General features: G+C 70.4%; 10 protein-coding genes. 6 read left to right on the top strand and 4 right to left on the bottom strand.

Annotated features, from left to right (window positions below; all coding sequences use genetic code 11):
• Nucleotides 1-36 precede the first annotated feature (36 nt).
• Together HS048_RS31415 and HS048_RS31410 are read right to left on the bottom strand one after the other, a co-directional pair.
• Nucleotides 37-402, bottom strand: coding sequence for a hypothetical protein (locus HS048_RS31415; protein ID WP_196469687.1), 366 nt, complete (start codon nt 400-402; stop codon nt 37-39).
• 23 nt (nt 403-425) lie between these two features.
• Complete coding sequence (locus tag HS048_RS31410) at nt 426-2,360, bottom strand: KGGVGR-motif variant AAA ATPase (RefSeq protein WP_196469686.1); 1,935 nt, start codon at nt 2,358-2,360, stop codon at nt 426-428.
• An 855-nt stretch (nt 2,361-3,215) separates the two neighbouring features.
• Between HS048_RS31410 and HS048_RS31405 the strand changes: the two genes are divergently transcribed.
• Nucleotides 3,216-5,717, top strand: a complete 2,502-nt coding sequence (locus HS048_RS31405; RefSeq protein WP_196469685.1) for a DUF262 domain-containing protein — start codon at nt 3,216-3,218, stop codon at nt 5,715-5,717.
• An 11-nt stretch (nt 5,718-5,728) separates the two neighbouring features.
• Here HS048_RS31405 and HS048_RS31400 read toward each other — a convergent pair whose 3' ends face one another.
• Together HS048_RS31400 and HS048_RS31395 are read right to left on the bottom strand one after the other, a co-directional pair.
• Complete coding sequence (locus HS048_RS31400; RefSeq protein WP_196469684.1) at nt 5,729-6,148, bottom strand: ATP-binding protein; 420 nt, start codon at nt 6,146-6,148, stop codon at nt 5,729-5,731.
• The gene (locus HS048_RS31395; protein ID WP_196469683.1) at nt 6,145-6,537 is read right to left on the bottom strand and encodes a hypothetical protein; all 393 of its coding nucleotides are present in this window, start codon (nt 6,535-6,537) and stop codon (nt 6,145-6,147) included. The genes HS048_RS31400 and HS048_RS31395 overlap by 4 nt, the downstream gene beginning before the upstream one ends.
• A 206-nt stretch (nt 6,538-6,743) precedes the next feature.
• Here HS048_RS31395 and HS048_RS31390 point away from each other — a divergent pair, with 206 nt between their 5' ends.
• From HS048_RS31390 to pglZ, 5 genes are all read left to right on the top strand, one after another.
• Entirely contained in the window at nt 6,744-7,598 is an 855-nt protein-coding gene (locus HS048_RS31390) for a helix-turn-helix transcriptional regulator (RefSeq protein WP_196469682.1), read from the top strand.
• 29 nt (nt 7,599-7,627) lie between these two features.
• Nucleotides 7,628-7,921, top strand: a complete 294-nt coding sequence (locus tag HS048_RS31385) for a DUF397 domain-containing protein (protein ID WP_307832713.1) — start codon at nt 7,628-7,630, stop codon at nt 7,919-7,921.
• A 428-nt stretch (nt 7,922-8,349) separates the two neighbouring features.
• Nucleotides 8,350-11,997: a BREX-2 system adenine-specific DNA-methyltransferase PglX gene (gene pglX / locus HS048_RS31380; RefSeq protein WP_196469680.1), complete on the top strand. Its 3,648-nt coding sequence runs from the start codon at nt 8,350-8,352 to the stop codon at nt 11,995-11,997.
• Between the two features lie 3 nt (nt 11,998-12,000).
• Nucleotides 12,001-15,606 carry a hypothetical protein gene (locus HS048_RS31375; protein ID WP_196469679.1) on the top strand — a complete coding sequence of 1,202 codons (3,606 nt, stop codon included), beginning with the start codon at nt 12,001-12,003 and terminating at the stop codon, nt 15,604-15,606.
• Entirely contained in the window at nt 15,603-18,395 is a 2,793-nt protein-coding gene (pglZ, locus tag HS048_RS31370; RefSeq protein WP_196469678.1) for a BREX-2 system phosphatase PglZ, read from the top strand. Before HS048_RS31375 ends, pglZ begins: the two co-directional genes overlap by 4 nt.
• Nucleotides 18,396-18,491 lie beyond the last annotated feature (96 nt).

Genomic DNA, 18,491 nt, shown 5'->3' with positions numbered 1-18,491 from the left:
CGGGGCCTGCTCGCAGGTCGATGCTCCTGCGGGCTGTCAGTCGAGGTTGTTCTGACGGCGGACCATGTTGGCGATCGCCAGGATCTTCGGGCGGCCCGTGGCCTTGAACGAGAGACCGTGCCGGAAGATCTCGGGAATCCAGTACTGGTCCTCTTCCCGGAAGACGACCCCGTTACCGGAGAGAACCTCCAGTTCCTGGCTTGACAGACCGACGGTCTCGGGGATGAACGGGATCTTCTTCTTGTCCACGGGGAGGCTGCCGAGGCGCCTGAGAAGCTCTCCGACCTGCGGGCTCTCCTCGGTGATGGCGCGGATCTTGCCCAGGCTGCACTGTACGAGTGCTTTCCTCATCGCGGCCGGCGTGAGCAGCCGGGTCGGCCAGTTCTTGTCCTCCACGGACAAGGCAGCCGACTCCTTGAGGAAGGTCACGATGTCACGGGCCTGGATCTGCTTGTTGAAGTCGGACAGAGCGGCGAGGAACCAGCCGTCCGAGCGTGCCTCCCGGGATTTGGGAGATCCCATCTTCTCGCCCCAGAGCGGGTGGAGAGCCGTGCTGAGATCCTGGCTCCGCACCGAGGCCGCCGTACCGAACTCCCCCTGGGGAGGGCTTCGGAGCGTTGCGCCACCCACAGGGCGAGCCGGAGCGCCTCGGAATGGTTCCACTTGAGTTCGTAGTCGCGGTAGCGGGCCAGGAACTGCCCGTGATTCTGCCGGATGGCCGACTGCACGAGGTCACGCCTGGCGAAGATCACCAGCCCGAGCGGCCGGCCGCGGAGGCTGCGCAGCCAGTCGAGACAGTCGACCAGGAGGACGCGGAGCGCCTGCCGCTGGACCTCGCTGTCGAGAAGGTCCTGCAGGAGGTCCTCAAGCCCGTCGAAGAGGAAGATCCGCATGTTCACGGAAGCGAATTCGGCCAGTTCCGCCTCGACGTTCTCCGGAGAGGCGTCGATGCCCAGCGCTCTGGCCATACAGGTGAGCCAGACCCGGCGCCACTGCATGTCGGTCAGCTGTGAACGCAGGGCCTCGTCGATCAGATCGCGCAGTGCGAGCTGGGTCGCGGGCTCGGCCCTCCGGAAGGCGGCGGCGTTCCGCTGGATCTCACCGACCCGTTCGAGAGCTGACTCGCTGAGGTTCTTGGAGACGAGTACCGGCGCCAGCGGGGCGTCCAGGGCCACGCCCGCGACGCCGACGGCGTGCGCGTAGTCCCGCCAGGTTCTCCTGAAGCACATCTGGAGCTGGGTGAAGGTCTTCCCCGAGCCCTTGGCTCCGGTGACCACGCACAGGGGCGGCTCGGTCCGGTGGGAGGCGAGCATGTTCCGGAGCGACTCGGTCGGCAGGAAGTCCGTGTCGTCCGTGGTCTCGGCGTACGCCAGTCGTCCGGCGAACTCGCTGAGGACCGCCCGGAGGCGGATCACGTCGCCGCCGTCCACTGCGACGTGGAGCGACTCCGCGGCCGGTCCCTGATCGGTGAGCGTCTGCTCCTCCGGGACCGTGAGTCCCTCGACGAGCGGGGCGAGCGGCTCCGCGAGGCGCTGACGCCGTACCAGGTCCACCACCGCGTCCCAGGAGGCGGGCAGCGCCAGCAGCCGGTCCTGGAACACACTGAAGATCGGTTCCAGCGTGACGTCACGGTCGACGGTGCGGTCCTCACCCTCGTGGTTGTTCGGCTCCAGGGTCCCGGATATCGCATCGCAGAGCCGGGTCGCGGCGGAGACGGCTAGCTCCCGGTGCCCGTCCTCCCGGAACTGGGTGATGACGGCCACGCTCGCCGGATCGTCGGTACGGCTCGGCGCGCGGCGGCCGAGTTCCCGGATGGTCCGGAGCGTGCCGTACAGCGACTGGTCGCTGACGGTGGTGACGAAGACCCGCTGGACACGGGGATCGAGCAGGACGGGGGCGGCGAGTTCGCTGCTGCCCGCCCGCAGGTCGATCAGGACCGTCCGTGCGCCGAGCCGGTCGGCGAGCGCGGCGAGGGACTCGGTCAGGTAGTAGATCGACCGGTCCGGGGTCAGCAGATCGGTGGGTTCGAGGCGCGGCGGGGCGATGTCGAGGAGTGAGCGCCGGGTCGGCATGACGATCACATTGTCGATCAGCTGGTTCGGCAGGTAGGCCGCCCCCAGCCGCACCGCGTCGTCGGGACGGCCGTCGTCGGAGGAGTGGAGCAGCGCGAGGAAGTCCTCGTAGCCGAAGTCGACGCGCCTGCCCTGGGCGCTGAACATCCAGGTGATGCCGGGCGCTTCGAGGTCGGCGTCGACCAGGAGCACCCGCTCGCCGCGCTGGGCGACGGCGTCGGCGAGCGCCACCCCGTGGAGGGTGCGTCCCACGCCGCCCTTGAAGGAGTGCAGGGCGGCGATCCGCACACCGCCCGGGAACGAGGACTCCGGATAGGGGAGCGGCTCGCCGAGAGTGCGGACGATGCGTCGTGGTCTTTTCTGAGGGCGTGGCCGTACCGCCATGCCTGGTGGAGGTCCGCGAAGGCCACCTGCTCGTTCTCCTGCTTGTGGCTCGTGCACGGCTGCATCCGGCCGCAGAGCTGCGGCGGGAGCCGCAACTCCTTGGCGAGGCTGTGCAGATCGTGGCTTCTGAGATGCGGTGGCAGTTTGGCGGTGGATTTCAGCGCCCGGCGGTCGAGGAGAGCCGCCTTCAGGCCGCACTCCACGCCGTAGAAGAGGAGCAACGCCGCCGGCGCTCCCTCCTCCATGGCCTGTACGGCCTCCCCCTGGGAGATGAGACTGGCGCGAAGCTGGTTTCTACCGACATCTATGGGCACGCCGGATGGCTTTAGCGGCGCTTTACCGGCCTTTAATGGCTATTCGGGCTCCTGGAAAGGAGGTGGGGAGCGGTCCGGAGACCGCGCCCTCGGGGGCACCTGTCCGGGTCGGGTTCTCGTGGGAGTCCGTCGCCGAGAGCCTGAGCGTCCGCCGCGTAGGGTTCCGCCAGGCGGCCCGGGCCCTCATCGATGCCGTGGCGGAGGAGCTCCGATCCGTCCCGGAGAAAGGTTCGTCCTCCGCGGGGCGCGACTGACCGTTTGCTGGCATCTTGTAATGGTTTAGCGCCCCCGTCCATTGGGTGGCCGAAATTCTCCGAAGGCGGGTTCCGGGGAAAGATGAAAGCCGTTCACTTATCTCGGATTCGGTTGTTCGTGGCCGTTTTCGGTTCGTAGGATGATCGCCGAATCTCCGGCGAGTTCTCGCATTCCTGTCGAAGGAGGCCGCGTGCAGGCCAGGCCGATCACACTGCGCAAGCTGATCAAGGGGGAGCCGCAGTACGTCGTGCCGATCTACCAGCGGCCCTACTCCTGGGAGCAGGACAAGCTGGACCGCCTCTGGCGCGACATCACCAGGCAGGCGTGCAGCCTCGGTGAGGGAGGGCAGGCCGGCCACTTCCTGGGGTCGATCGTCCTCGCCCCGGCCCCCGAGCTGATGCCCGGGGACGAGCAGTGGGTCATCGTGGACGGGCAGCAGCGGCTGACCACGCTTCTGCTGGCGCTGTGCGCGATCCGCGACCATCGGGCGGAGGAGGAGGACCTCGGTCACCGCAGCCGGATGAACAACGGTTTCCTGATCAACAAGGAGCAGTCCGGAGAGCGCCGGTACCGTCTTCGCCCGACCAGGATGGACCGGCAGGCGTTCCAGTCGTGCGTCGAGGGCGCGATCGAGGACGCGGACGGCAACATCGGCGCCGCCTACCGCTTCCTCCGGGGGAAGCTGGCCGTGTTCGAGGGACTGACCTCCCCGGACGACGTCCGGCACGTCGAGACGGTGATCCTCGACCGGCTCGACCTGGTGCAGATCGTGGTGGACAAAGAGGACAACGCCTTCCAGATCTTCGAGTCGATCAACAACACCGGCATGCGGCTCAGCCCGGTCGACTTCATCCGCAACTACGTTTTCATGTGCCTGCCGGAGCGGGGCGCCGAGGTCTACGAGAACCAGTGGCTACCGACCCAGCGCCTGCTCGGCCTCAAGGAGTTCGACCGGCTCATGCACGTGGTGCACGTGCTCAACCACGGTGAGCAGGCGGAGCGCCTGGACGTCTACCGAGGCCATCAGGAGATGCTGGAGGAGTTCCGGGACGACGAGGAGAAGGTCGAGGACTACGTCCGTTCCCTCGCCCGGCGCGGTCGCTACCTGGACCGGATCCTGAAGGCGGACGAGCGGACGGAGATCGGCTCCAGCATCGCCTTCCTCAAGGAGTTCAAGCCGGCCACGGTCTATCCCGTCATCATGCGGCTGCTCGAACTCCACGACGAGGGACACGCGGCCGACGAGGAGGTCGCCCGCGCCCTGCGGTACGTCGAGAGTTTCGTCGTGCGCCGATTCGTCGGGCAGGTGGCCATGCCCTCGCTGACCCGTGTCCTCCACCGGCTCGCGGTGACGCTGACGCCCGACCAGCCCGTGGACCACACGGTCCGGGACGAGCTCTCCCCGGTGCGGTGGGGGTGGCCGTCGGACGCCGACTTCCGCCGGGACATCGCGGCCAAGGACTTCTACCGGTACGGCACCCACGCGCAGCGGAAGGCCGTGCTGAGGCGGCTGGAGGAGGACCACCCCTTCAGAGAGCGCACCGACCTCTCCGTCAAGGAGATCAGCATCGAGCACGTGCTGCCGCAGAGCCCCACCCAGGACTGGCTCGACGGGCTCGTCCTGGAGGGCGACGCCCGCTCGGCGCACCGCCGGCTGGTTCACACGTTGGGGAACCTCACCCTCACGGGCTACAACTCGGAGCTGAGTAACGCGCCCTTCGTGGAGAAGCGCGTGATCCTCGGCCGGAGCGCCATCGCGATGAACCATGTGATCGCGGAGTGCGAGCGGTGGGGGGAGGCGGAGATCCTCGCCAGGGCGGCCGACCTGGCCGAGCGCGCCGTACGGATCTGGCCGGGACCGGATGAGTCCGAACAGGTCCGGGGGGTGGTGCCCGACTGGTCGCCGCTCACCCGCGCACTCGCCGCGCTCCCGCCCGCGAAGTGGATCTCCTACGGAGACCTCGCGCGGCTGGTGGGCTCGCACGTCCTGGCGGTGCGGGTGTACCTCGGCAATGCAGACCTGCCCAACGGCGACCGGGTGCTGACGGCGGACGGGGAGCCGCCCGCGGAGGGCCGCATGGTGAGCCGGGCCGAGCTGCGCCAGGCCATGGCACCGTTGCAGAGCCGGGGAATCACTCTGGACGAGCTGGGCCGCGCCAAGGCCGAGCACCGGATCACCGGGGGAGAGCTGGCGGCACTGCTGGGGTGGGAGGAGCCGGAGGCGCCGGACGGAACAGGCCCCGTGCGGGGTGAGCACCAGCGCATCGACGACAAGCAGCGGCGTTTCCTCGGACAGCTCGGGGTGGAGGCCGGTCCCCGGGCGGCCGGGGCGGTTCAGCGGTTGCTGGAACACTGGTCGGCGGGCGGCGGAGAGATCCAGTACGGTGCGGGCGGCGCCTCCTGCGCGGCGGCCCTCAAGCGGGGCAGGGACCGGTTCGCCGCGCTCCGGATCTATCCGAAGAAGGTGGAGGTCTCGTTCGGCACCTTCATGACGCGGCGCCCGTTCGACGACACCGCGGTCCGGGAGGAGATGAGGGAGCGGCTCAACGACATCCCGGGGGTGGAGGTCCCGGTGACGAAGCTGGACGGCTACCCGTCCTTCCCGGTGACCGTGCTCGCCTCCGAGAGTGCCTGGGACGTGGTGGTCGCCTGCCTGGACTGGTTCCGGGACGTCGCGACCCGGGAGGCGTGAACCGCGCGGGCTCACGTGCACGCCTCCGTCCCGGCGAGCTGGAACCAGACCACCCGCCCGGACGGAACGGCGTACCAGCCCCAGGCGGTGGCCAGCTCGTGGACCAGCCGGAGGCCGCGCCCACCGCAGCTCTCGGCGCAGGCGTCCGTGCGGAGGCGGGGTGCGCTCCCGGCGGAGCCCGCGTCGATCACGTCGACGTGGAGCGTTCCATCCCAGATGATGACGGCCAGGTCCACCCGGCCGCCGGGGGCGCGGCCGGAGTCGGAGTGCCGTACGGAGTTCGCGACCAACTCGGTGACGAGGAGCAGGGCGTCGTCGGTGCGGGTGTGGCCGAAGGTGTCGAGAAGGTCGCGGACGTAGCGTCTCGCCCGGGGCACGGCGGCGAGTTCGCCGGGGAGGCCGGTCTGGCCGAGCAGCCGCGGTCCGTTCATCGTGCGACCTCCAGGATCCGCTCCGCCACCGCCCGCATCGCGCCGCCGTCCCGCAGGGCGGCGCTCCACGCGGTACGGCCGTCCGGAGCGCGGCTCTGCTGATCACGGTTCCGCCGGTCCGGGTCCAGATCTCGGTCCCGTTCCCGGCCGTGCGAGGTCTGGCTCCGCCAGGTGCGGACCTTCCGGGGACGGCCCCGCTCCCAGGTGAAGACCGAGACGTGGCCGTGCTGCGCGGTCGAGGCCCAGGGCCGACCGGCGGGAAGGAAGATCTCCATGCTCGGCCGCCCGCCAGGCGGGAGCCGGACCACGGAGTCGAACCCCAGCTCGTTCAACTCCCAGGCCAGCTCCACCAACTGGCCGCTCCACACGCGAAGGTCATACGTCTCCATCCGTTGCCCGCCCTTCCGTCGATCCCTGACCCTGCATGCGTCATCGGAGAAGCCCGAAGTCATCCCAGAGTCACTGGCCGTATGCGCAGAGCATGCACCGTCTCTCATCGATGTGCCAGTAGAAAAGCAAAATTGCTTCTGGGAAAGCGTAAGCGCGTTGTGTCAGGAGGTCGCTACCGTTGGTCTCGACTCAAAGGAGGCTGAAGATGAGGCAAACGGGGAGTCCCACGGTGCGCAGGCGTCGACTGGCTTCGGACCTCCGTCACCTGCGCGAACGTTCCCAGTTGACGCTGGAGGAGGTCGGCCAGCAGCTCGGGTGGTCCACCACGAAGATCTCCCGCATCGAGACGTCTCGGGTAGGAGTCACCCCGAAGGACGTCGAGCGACTCCTCGGCCTCTACGGGGTGGACGGTCTCAGGCGTGAGGAACTGCTCAAGCTTGCGCGGGACGCCCGGAAGAAGGGCTGGTGGCACGCCTATGACGACCTCTCCAGCGAGTACGCCTCCTATATTGGGCTCGAAGCAGAGGCCGCATCGATGAAGAGCTTCGCGCCCGTGGTCCTCCCCGGTCTCCTGCAGACGGAGGACTACGCTCGCGCGGTCATCCGGGCGGGACTGGTCCTCTCACCGCCTGGCGAGGTCGAGCACCGCATCGAGATCCGTATGGCGCGTCAGTCGGTTCTTGCCGGGGACGAGCCACTCCGGCTCTGGACTGTCCTGGACGAAGCCGTCATCCGGCGTCTCATCGGCGGGCCCGCCGTCATGCATGCCCAGTTGAAGCGGCTCCTTGAGGTGATGGAGGCCCCCAACATCACCATCCAGCTCCTGCCCTTCGCGACCGGAGCACACTCGGGAACAAGCGGGGCGTTCCAGATCATGGAGTTTCCTGAGCCTGCCGATCCGGACGTGGTGTTCCTGGAGAACTTGACCGACAGCCTCTACGTCGAGAAGGACGCGGATGTATACCGTTATACGGTGGCATTTGACCACCTTCGCGCCAGGGCGCTGGACCCGGATGAATCCCGGCGTCTTATCGAGGAGGCGGCTGCACGGCTTGGCTGATCTCGTGGGAGAGGCATGGAATGGCTGAGGTGGATCTGTCTCGTATCACCTGGCGCAAGAGTTCTCTCAGCGGCGCCGGACAAGACTGCGTTGAGGTCGGCGTGTGGCGGAAGAGCAGTCACAGCGGGGGCGGCTCCAACTGCATCGAGGTGGCGCTCGCCGATGATGCCCAGGCCGTGGGCGGGCACAAGGCGGACGCCGAGCGGTTGTTCCTGGTCCGGGACTCGAAGGACCCGGACGGGCCGGTGCTGACCTTCACCCCGTCCGAGTGGGACGCCTTCCTCGCCGGCGTGAAGGACGGCGAGTTCGACGGTCAGGACTGATCGACGCTGCGCAGGTCGGGGCGCGCTCCAGGGCGCCCGATTTGATCTTCCGTGTTGCGGCGGCCGCGCCTCGGTGTAGTGCAGCCTGATCCGGCTCTGCCGACGAGGATGTCGAGCATGGCGGTCGCTCGCCGGTTCGGAGCACCAGGGCTGCCTTCATCATCGATGCCACGGCCCGTCCGCCGATGCGACATGGTCACGGCCGGTTTCCGATGATCGGCTTCGTCAGTCGCTTATGCGCCCGTATTGTTATTGCGCTGGTTCGGCGTGCCCTGCTGGAGTTGCGAAACTGACAGGGCAGGGCGTGTCCGGCGCGGTGGACCGCTGCGGACCGCGACAGGGGCGGCGGGGCTTGACCGGGCACGGCAGGCCGCGCAGCAGGCCGCGGTGGGGTGGCCGGCGGGTGACGGGACGGGAAGGGTGATCAGGTGTCGGTTATCTCCGCCGCACTGCTCAAGGACCTCCAGCAGCAGGCACGGCGCGTCGCCGACGACCTGCGCGAGCAGGCGGGCCGGATCCCGGAGATCGGCGACCGGCTCAAGGAGATGCACCGCCGGGCCGGAGGCATCGGCCGGACCGGGGAGAGCTGGAACGACTGGCTCATCGCGCAGAGCGCCCAGGCCGCCAGCGCGTGGGTGGTCGCCTGCGCCTTCATCCGCTTCTGCGAGGACAACGACCTGACCACCCACCGCTGGATCGCCTCCCGCGACGTGGCCGGTCTCGCCACGTCCGAGGCGGCCGACGCCGAGGCCGCCTGGATCCAGCGCAACCCCCGGCTGACCGCCCGCGAGTGGCTGCGTGAGTCCTTCACCTGGCTCCGCTCCACCCGGGCCGGGCACGCGCTCTTCCCCGACTCCGACTTCGTCTGGTGGTGGGACCTCTCCGCCGACCAGGCCGAGGAGCTGATCGCGCTCTTCCGCCGCCGGGACGCGGAGGGCGTACGGCTGGCGCACGACGGGTTCCACAGCCCGGACCTGGACACCCGCTTCCTCGGCGACCTCTACCAGGACCTGTCCGAGCACATCCGCAAGCGCTACGCCCTGCTGCAGACCCCGGTCTTCGTCGAGGAGTTCATCCTGGAGCGGGTCCTCGACCCGGCGCTGGACGACTTCGGGCTGGAAGGGCTCAGGCTGATCGACCCGACGTGCGGGTCGGGCCACTTCCTGCTGGGCGCGTTCGACCGGCTGCTGGAGGAGTGGAACACGCGCAAGCCGGGGATGGACGAGCGGGTCCGGGTGCAGAAGGTGCTCGACGCCGTCCACGGCGTGGACATCAACCCGACCGCGACGGCGATCACGAAGTTCCGCCTGATGGTGGCGGCGCTGAAGGCGTGCGGGGTCACCCGCCTCGACGGGCCGGACGTGCCCGCGCTCAGTCTCAACATCGCGACCGGGGACACGCTGCTGTACGGCGGCGGCAGGGCGGCCGGGGGCGGCCGTCAGATGACCCTGGACGTCCTGGAGAACGACCCGCTCGCCTCCCATCTCTACGCCTGGGAGGACATCGACCACTTCCCCGGCATCCTCGACTACGGCCGCTACCACGTGGTCGTCGGCAACCCGCCCTACATCACGGTCAAGGACAAGGCGCTCAACCAGGCGTATCGGGATCGCTATACGACGTGCTCAGGGACATACGCGCTCTCGGTGCCGTTCGCGGAGCTGTTCTTCCGGCTCGCGGTCAAAGACAACGATCGGCCGGGACATGTCGGTCAGATCACCGCCAACTCGTTCATGAAACGCGAGTTCGGCAAGAAGCTGATCGAAGAGTTCTTCGCCCACAAGGTCGACCTCACGCATGTCATCGACACATCAGGGGCTTACATTCCGGGTCATGGGACACCGACGGTCATTCTGATCGGCAAGAACCGGGATAGGAATCGCCTCGGTGAAATCCGTGCTGTCCTCGGTGTTCGCGGTGAGCCCGCTCAGCCTGCTGATCCTAGTCAAGGGCTGGTGTGGATTGCCATTATTGAAAGTATTAGTCATGGTCGAGCGGATGGTTCGTATGTTTCTTTGGTGAGTTTGCCGCGAGAGCGGTTCTCTTCCCATCCATGGTCGCTTTCGGGTGGGGGGGCTGCCGACTTGAAGCTCTTGATCGAGGCTGGCTGCTCCCCTCTGTTGAGTTGCGTAGAAGCTCCAGTTGGTCGTGCGATTCGTGCTGGCGCTGATGATGTATTTGTTAGATCTCGTCTAGCTTTTGGAATGTCGGGTGCTAGTGTGGATCTACTGAAGCCTGTTATGGCTGGAGAGGTGGTTCGAGACTGGTCTGCATCTCCGATTGAGTTTATTTGGTACCCCTATCGTGACGGTGTTGTTGACTCTTCTGTCAAGAGCGAGCTTTGGCCATTCCGTGCACTGCTTGCTGCTCGAAGAACATTCCAAGGAGATATGGCTGCTGCAGGGTTGAAGTGGTGGGAATATATGCAGCACACTGCTTCTGCATACGCTACACCTTTGTCGATCACGTTTGGGGAAGTGGCGACCCATAATCACTTCGTGCTGGATCGTGGCGGAAAGGTCTTCAAACAGACCGCTCCGGTGATCAAGCTGCCGGAGGGGGCGACGGAAGACGACCACCTCCGGCTGCTCGGCCTGCTCAACTCCTCCACGGCCTGTTTCTGGCTCAAGCAGGTCTGCCATGACAAGGGCAACCGTGGTGAGGGCGGCGGCATCACGAGCGCGGCCTGGGAGCGGTTCGCGCAGTTCAACTCCACCAACGTCGCCAAGTTCCCCCTCCCCGACGGCGCCCCCCTGGAGAAGGCCCGTCGTCTCGACGCCCTCGCCCAGCAGCTCGCCACCCTCACCCCCCAGGCCGTCTGCGCCCGCGCCGTACCGTCCCACGAGGCGCTGGCCGAGGCGCGCAAGCGCCACGACGCCGTCCGGGCCGAGATGATCGCCGTCCAGGAGGAGCTGGACTGGGAGGTCTACCGGCTCTACGGGATCCTGGACGAGAACCTGACCTACCACGGCGACGACCTGCCCGGCCTGGCGCTCGGCGAGCGGGCCTTCGAGATCGTCCTCGGCGCCCGGGTGCTCGACGGGGAGGACGACACCCAGTGGTTCGAGCGGCACGGCTCCACCCCCATCCGGGACGTGCCCGCCGACTGGCCGGAGCCGTACCGCGACCTCGTCCGCCGCCGGATCGAGGTCATCGGGGACCGGCCGCTGATCAGGCTCGTCGAGGCGCCCGAGTGCAAGCGGCGCTGGCGGTCAGAGCCGTACGAGGACGCCCGCGCCGAGGCGCTGCGCACCTGGCTGCTGGACCGGCTGGAGGCCGAGGAGATCTGGTTCGACGGCGGCCGGGAGCACGGCACGCCCCGCACGCTCAGCGTGGCGCAGCTCGCCGACCTGGTCCGCACCGACGCCGACTTCCGGCAGGTCATGGACCTCTACGTCGGCCGCCCCGACCACGACCTCACCACCGAGCTGACCGCCCTGCTGAAGGACGAGCACGTCCCCTACCTCGCCGCCCTCCGCCACACCCCCACCGGCCTGCTCAAGCGCCGGGACTGGGAGGAGGTCTGGGCGCGCCAGCGCCGCGAGGACGCCGGGGAGAAGGTCGAGATTGACGTCCCGCCGAAGTACACCCCGAAGGACTTCGCCAACCCCTCCTACTGGCGGCACCGCGGCAAGCTCGACGTGCCCAAGGAGCGGTTCGTCGGCTACCCCGGCGCGCAGCGGGAGAACGACGCCACCCCCGTCCTCGGCTGGGCGGGCTGGGACCACCTGCAGCGGGCCACCGCGCTGGCCAACACGCTGATCGAACGTGAGTACCCGGCCGGCGACGGGCGGGCCGTGCCGCTGCTGGCGGGCCTGGCCGAGCTGGAGCCGTGGCTGCACCAGTGGCACCACGAGTACGCCGATCTGTACGCCGGTTCGCCGGCCGACTACTTCACGGCCTGGCTGGACGGTCAACTGGCCGAGCGGGGGCTCACCCGCGAGGCGCTGGCCGACTGGCGGCCCGAGGCCGGGCGGCGCGGCGGGAGAGCCGCGGACCCGGCGAAGAAGAGTGCGGCGAAGAAGAGCACAGTGGACACCGACACCGCCGCGGACGCCGCGCGGAAGGAGAGCTGACCGATGGCGACCCCGCTCAGGGACGTCCTGCACATCCCCGAGGAGCTGAGCGCGAACGACTTCGTGCTCAAGCTCGGCGAAGGCGTCTCCGCGGTCAAGCCGACCCTGGACAGCTACGTCGTCACCGACCAGCTCGCCGGGAGCTTCGACGCGGCCCTGTCCCTGGTGAAGGGCGCGCTGGAGAAGAACCGGAGCGACGCGGCCTTCCTGCACGGCTCGTTCGGCTCCGGCAAGAGCCACTTCATGTCGGTGCTGCACGCCGTACTCCGGCACGACCCCGACGCCTGGGGGATGCGGGACCTGGCGCCGACGCTCGCCAGGCACGACCCGTGGCTGTCCGGCCGCCGGATCCTCTGCCTCACCTACCACCTGGTCGGCGTCGAGACGTTGGAGGAGGCCGTGCTCGGCGGCTACGTCGAGCAGATCCGCCGGCTCCACCCGGAGGCGGATCTGCCCGAGGTGCACAGCACCGACGGCCTGTTCGCCGACGCCGACAACCTCCGGGCCCGCCTCGGCGACGAGGTGTTCTTCGCCGGGCTCGGCACGATGTCCAACCCCGGCTGGGGCGGCCTGGCCGGGAACTGGGACGCCGCCTCCTACGAGGCCGCCCGCCGGGCCGAGGCCGGCGACCCCACGCGGGCCAGCCTGGTCTCCGCGCTGGTGGGGGCCTACTTCACTGGCTACACGCGCGGCGCCGCCTACCTCCCGCTCGACGAGGGGCTGGAGGCGGTCAGCGCCCACGCCCGGAGGCTCGGCTACGACTGCGCCGTGCTCTTCCTCGACGAGCTGGTGCTCTGGCTCGCCTCCCGCAGCTCCGACCCGGCCTTCGTCGGCCGGGAGGGCGCCAAGGTCGCCAAGCTGGTCGAGTCGGCCTCCGGCCGGCGCGCCATCCCGCTGGTGTCTTTCGTCGCCCGCCAGCGCGACCTGCGCGACTTCCTCGGCACGAACATCCCCGGCGCGGAGAAGTACGCCATCGGCGAGACGTTCCGCTGGTGGGAGGACCGCTTCAACAAGATCACCCTGGAGGACCGGAACCTCCCGGTGATCCTGAAGCGGCGGCTGCTGCAGGAGCGGCCCGGGGCCGAGGGCACGCTGGAGGCGGCCTTCCGCAAGGTGACCCGTGAGCCGAAGGTCTGGAACGTGCTGCTGGAGGGCCCCGACGGCTCCTCCGACGCGGCGGCCTTCCAGAGCACCTACCCGTTCTCCCCGGCGCTGGTCTCCACGATGGTCGCGCTCTCCGGGCTGCTCCAGCGGGAGCGCACGGCGCTGCGCACCATGGCCGAGCTGCTCCGGCGCGGCCGGGGCGAGCTGACCGTCGACGACATCATCCCCGTCGGCGACGTCTACGACGTGCTGATGGACGCCGGGGTGGTGCCGCTCACCGACGAGATGAAGCGGCACTTCGCCAACGCGCGCGCGCTGTACGAGGAGAAGCTGCTGCCCCGGCTGCTCCAGAAGCACAAGCTCGCCTCCGTCGAGGAGACCCGGGGCCTGCCGCGCACCCACCCGTTCGTCACCGACGCCCGCCTGGTGAAGACCGCCCTGCTGGCCGCCCTCGCGCCCGGCGTCCCGGCGTTGGCCGCGCTCACCGCGCGGAAGCTGGCCGCGCTCAACCACGGCACCATCGTCACCCCGCTCAGGGGCGAGGAGGACAAGCGAGTCCTGGCGCTCTTCAAGCACCTGGCCCGCTCCGGGGTCAGCGAGATCCACTTCGCCGACGACCCCGCCAACCCGCTGATCAGCGTCCAGCTCGCCGGGGTCGACTACGAGAGCGTGCTGGAGCGGGTCCGCAACCAGGACACCAAGGGCGAGCGGCAGCGCCTGCTGCGGGAGATCGTCTTCGACTCGCTCGGCGTGACCGTGCCGACCGAGACGATCGGCGGCGTCTACACGCACTCGTTCGTCTGGCGGGGCAGCCGCCGGGTCGTCGACATCGTCTACGGCAACATCCGCAACGAGGACCTGCTGAGCCGGGACGCGCTCTGCGCGGACGGCGACCGCTGGAAGCTGGTCATCGACTTCCCGTTCGACGACGCCGGATACGGTCCCGAGCACGACCTGGCCCGCTTCGAGAAGCTGGAGCGCGAGGGCGTCGAGAGCCGGAGCGTGGCGTGGGTCCCCGCCTTCTTCACCGAGGAGCGCGAGCGGGACCTCGGCGAGCTGGTCGCGCTCCGCCACCTGCTGGCCTCCGCCGACCGCTACGAGCAGAACGCCAGCCACCTGTCGGTCCAGGACCGCGCCGCCGCCAGGGCGCTGCTGGCCAACCGGCGGACCACCCTGGAGACCAAGATCCGGGAGGTGGTCCAGCAGGCGTACGGCGCGGCGCCGCGGGACCCCGCCGACATCGACACGACCCGCGGGCACACGGCGTTCTACGCCACCCTCGACCCCCGGCTCACCCTCGGGGCGCCGGTCGGCGCGCGGCTGGCGGACTGCCTGGCGAACCTGCTCGACCAGATGCTCGGCTCGCAGTACCCCGACCATCCGAAGTTCGCCGGTGAGGTCCGCCGGGCCGAGGCGGCCCTCGTGCTGCAGTATCTCGACGCAGCCGCCGCGGAGGAGAGCAGGCGCGTCCCCATGCCGGTGAAGGACCGCGAGGTGCTCCGCAAGGTCGCCAACCCGCTCGGCGTCGGCGAGGCGCTGGAGAACGCCTTCCTGTTCAACGCCGACACGTTCCCGCTGCGCAGGCACTTCATCCAGCGGGCCGCACAGGAGGGCCTCGACGAGGCCATCGGCGTCGACCGGCTGATCGCGTGGCTCGACCAGCCGCAGCCGCGCGGGCTCGACCCGCTGACCCGGGGCCTGGTCGTCGCGGCCTTCGCGCTCGCCCAGGACCGCGAGTGGTACGCCAAGGGCGGCGGGCCCGTCGCCCGGCCGCCGCTGGAGCGCATCGACGGCGGCTACGAGCTCCGGCTCCCCCGGCTCCCGGACGAGGCGACCTGGAGGCGGGCCGTGGAGCGGGCGGCGAAACTCTTCGGTGTGCACGTCACGCCGCTGCGCACGGCGGCCAATGTCAACCGGCTGGCCACGGCCGTCCGCGAGCGGGCCCGTGACCTCCAGCTCCCCGCCCGCGAGCTCGTCGCCCTGCTCGGCACCCACCGCGACGTCCTCGGACTGATGGAGGACGCGGGCCGGTACGCCACCGCCCGGGACGCGGCGGCGCTGGTCGCCGGGCTGCTCGACGAGAACGGCGATGCCGCAGACCTCGCCGAGGCCCTCGTGCAGGCGCGGGCGTCCGCCGTGGAGGAGGTCCTCGCCAAGTCGCTCAGCTCCGCCCGGGACGTCGCGGCACGGCTGAAGGACATGGACTGGGACCTGCTGGAGGCCGTCGCCTCCATGACGCACGAGCCGCGCGCGGCCGAGGTGCTGGAACGGCTCCGCGAGGCGGCGGCCCGCGACGAGTTCCAGACCGCGCTGGGCGCGGTGCTGCTGGAGGCCCGCCGCACCGCCCGGGAGCTCTTGGCCGGCCGGATCCCGCCCGATCCGCCCCCCGCGGGCTCGATCACCGTCGAGGCGGACCGGATCGCCGACGCCCTGGCGGAAGTGCGGACCTTCGCCGAGCGCAACCCCGGTGCGCGGATCACCGTCACCTGGAGCGTGCGCCCGTGACCGCGCCCGCGACCTCGGCCCATCACCCCCGGCCGTCGTCCGGCTCCTCCCTGACCGCCGCGACCCTGCCGCTGATCCGCACGATCGTCAACGGGCTCCAGGAGTCCGGCCACCGCAGAGGCGTGGTCGGCATCCAGGCCCGCCTGGAATGGACCGCCGAGCGGGAGCTCACCGTGAACGGGACCGCCGTCCGGGTCGAGGTCTGCCCGTCCCCGCTCGCCGTACGAGAGGCGATGCTCCGGCACGGCGACGGCTATCTCGTCGTCGTCACCGATCTCGACGACGCCGACCTCGGCATCGGGATCCGCGCGCACCTCCTCCGGGGACGGCTGCTCACGCTGCGTCCCTGGGACATGCTCAAGCAGTCCTTCCAGGCACGCGACATCGACCCGCTCCTGCTCGACGAGGGCTGGGCCGCCGGGGCCCTGACCCGCTGGGAGCCCGCCGAGGGCTGGCCGAAGGCCCCCGGCGGGACGCTCACCCGCGACCACGCCCTCGGCCATCTGGCCTCGGCCGTGCTCGGCGCGTCCCGGGACGGTGACCGCCACCTCTCCCCGGACCACCCCGACGCGCTCGGGCTGCTGCGCTGGAGCCTGGACCCGGTCGCCGTCCACCGGCTGACGTCCCTGCCCGACGATGTCCGGGAAGGACTCACCGGCTGGCTGAGCGGTGTCACCGGGGCGGCCGGGACCTGGACGCTGCGCGCGGCGGAGGCCGGGCACAGCGGCGACGCCGTACCGCTCGCGCTGGTCGCGGGGCTGCTCTGGAGGGACGGCGCCCGGGACGCGGCCGAGGCCCGCGGCCTGCTGAGGGCCCGGGTCGGCGGAGCGGACCTGCCCGCCGAGCAGGCGCAGGCCTGGTCGCGGGCGGCGGAGGCGCTGGTCGGCCAGCTCGACCGTCCCGACAGCCTGCTGGAGCGGGCCGAGGCGCTGCTGCGAGAGTTCAACGCCGAGGGGCTCCTGGTCGACTCCACCCTCCTGCCCGGCTCCTACGAGCTGCGGCTGCGCGCGTTCGCCACGGAGCTGCGGCGCTGCCTCCCCGCGCGGGACACGGCGGTCCCGGACACGGCGCCGGACACAGTGCTGAACACGGCGCTGAACACGGTCCCGGACGCGGCGGCGCTGGCCGCGGCGGAGGCCGCGCACGGCCGGGTCGCGGCGCACGAGCTGGCCGGGTTCAACGCGCGTACGGACGCCGCGAGGATGGCGCTGCGGCTGCTCCGCTGGCTGGCCGTCCCCGGCGGGGAGGCCGCCACCCTCGCCGACGCGCTGCATGAGCAGGTCCGCACCGGCGCCTACGTGGAGTGGGCCTTCCGCGGGGTCCGTGACCCCGACGACGCGGTCGCCGCCGCCTACCGGGACCTGCTGGCCGCCGTCGCGGCCCGCCGCGGCGAACATGACCGCAGGCTCGCCGGGCACCTGGCCGCGGTGATCGCCGCCGACAGCGACCCCGGCACCCTCGTCCCGATCGAGTCGGCGCTCGCCACGCTCGTGCGCCCGCTCGGCAGGTCGCTCCTCGTCGTCGTCGACGGCATGTCCGCAGGCGTGCTCGCCGAGCTGGCGGAGAGCCTCGCCGCGCGGCGCTGGACCGAACTGGTCGACTCCTCCCTCGGGCACCGGCGGGTGCTGCTCCCGGCGCTGCCCACCGTCACCGAGGCCTGCCGTACCAGCCTGCTCACCGGGACGCTGCACACCGGCGGGCAATACGACGAGAAGACCGCGTTCCCCGGCGCCGTCGGCGACGCGCAGGCACGGCTGTTCCACAAGGACGACCTGCGCGCCCCCGACGGGCACGCCCTCGACCCGGGGGTGAAGGCGGCCGTCGAAGGGCCTGCGAAGGTGGTCGGCGTCGTGCTCAACGCGGTCGACGACTCGCTCGACAAGACAGGACCGGCCATCGCGTGGACGGCCGACCGGGTGACGCACCTGGAGGCGCTGCTGGAGGCCGCCCGGATCTCCGGGCGGCTGCTCGTCCTCACCTCCGACCACGGCCACGTGGTGGAACGCGACAGCGAGCTGCGCTCCGGCACCGGGTCGGAGTCGGGGCGCTGGCGTCCGTCGGGCAAGCCAGCCGGAGACGGAGAGATCCTCGTCTCCGGGCGGCGGGTGCTCCTCGGCGGTGGTCGCGTCGTGCTGCCCTGGCGGGAGGACATCCGTTACGGGTACAAGCGCGCCGGCTACCACGGCGGCGTGTCCGGGGCCGAGGTCGCGGTGCCGTTCGCGGTGTTCAGCGCCACCCCGGTCGACGAGATCGCCGGATGGCGGCCCGCCCCGGCCCAGGAGCCCGCCTGGTGGCACAGCGCGGTGGCGACGGCGGGCCCGGCGGGGGAGCCGCCTACCGGTGCGGCCCGTGCGAAGGCCGCCGCCAGGGGTGGTGCCAAGACCGCCGCGAGGTCGAAGGCCCCCGAGGCGCAGGGCGAGCTGATCGCGATCGAGGAGGTGACCGCACCGGCCGCACCGGCCGCTCCCGGCTGGGAGCGCTTCCTCGACGACCTGCTCGGATCGGAGCCGTACGCGGCGCAGAAGGCCCGCGCGGGCCGAGCCGCCCCCGACGACGCCCGGGTCCGCGCCGTCCTCGGCGCCCTGCTCGCGGGCGGGTGCCGGCTCCACGAGAGCACCCTGTCGGCCGCCGCGGAGGTCCCCGCCGCGCGCCTGCGGAACGTGCTGGCCGCCGTGCGGAGGGTGCTCAGCGTCGACGGTTACGATCCGATAAGTTACGACCCCGACGAGGTGACGGTGGAACTCGACGCCGTCCTGCTCGCCGATCAATTCGGGGTCGCCAGGCCGTGACGGGGCACGAGACCGTGGAAGGACACCGGGAAACGGCGCGGGCCGCAGGCGACGTCGCAGGGCACGAGGAGGCGGGACGGACCGTGAGGGGGGGAC

This window comes from Planomonospora sp. ID91781, from assembly GCF_015711595.1.
GTDB lineage: Bacteria > Actinomycetota > Actinomycetes > Streptosporangiales > Streptosporangiaceae > Planomonospora > Planomonospora parontospora.
The sequence above is the reverse complement of the archived record's forward strand: the minus strand, read 5'-3'. Positions and strand labels throughout refer to the sequence as shown.

What these genes read in the sequence shown, in the direction of transcription:
- HS048_RS31400 (WP_196469684.1), bottom strand. Translation starts at nt 6,148, where the DNA reads ATGAACGGACCGCGGCTGCTCGGCCAGACCGGCCTCCCCGGCGAACTC.
- HS048_RS31395 (WP_196469683.1), bottom strand. Translation starts at nt 6,537, where the DNA reads ATGGAGACGTATGACCTTCGCGTGTGGAGCGGCCAGTTGGTGGAGCTG.
- HS048_RS31390 (WP_196469682.1), top strand. Translation starts at nt 6,744, where the DNA reads ATGAGGCAAACGGGGAGTCCCACGGTGCGCAGGCGTCGACTGGCTTCG.
- HS048_RS31375 (WP_196469679.1), top strand. Translation starts at nt 12,001, where the DNA reads ATGGCGACCCCGCTCAGGGACGTCCTGCACATCCCCGAGGAGCTGAGC.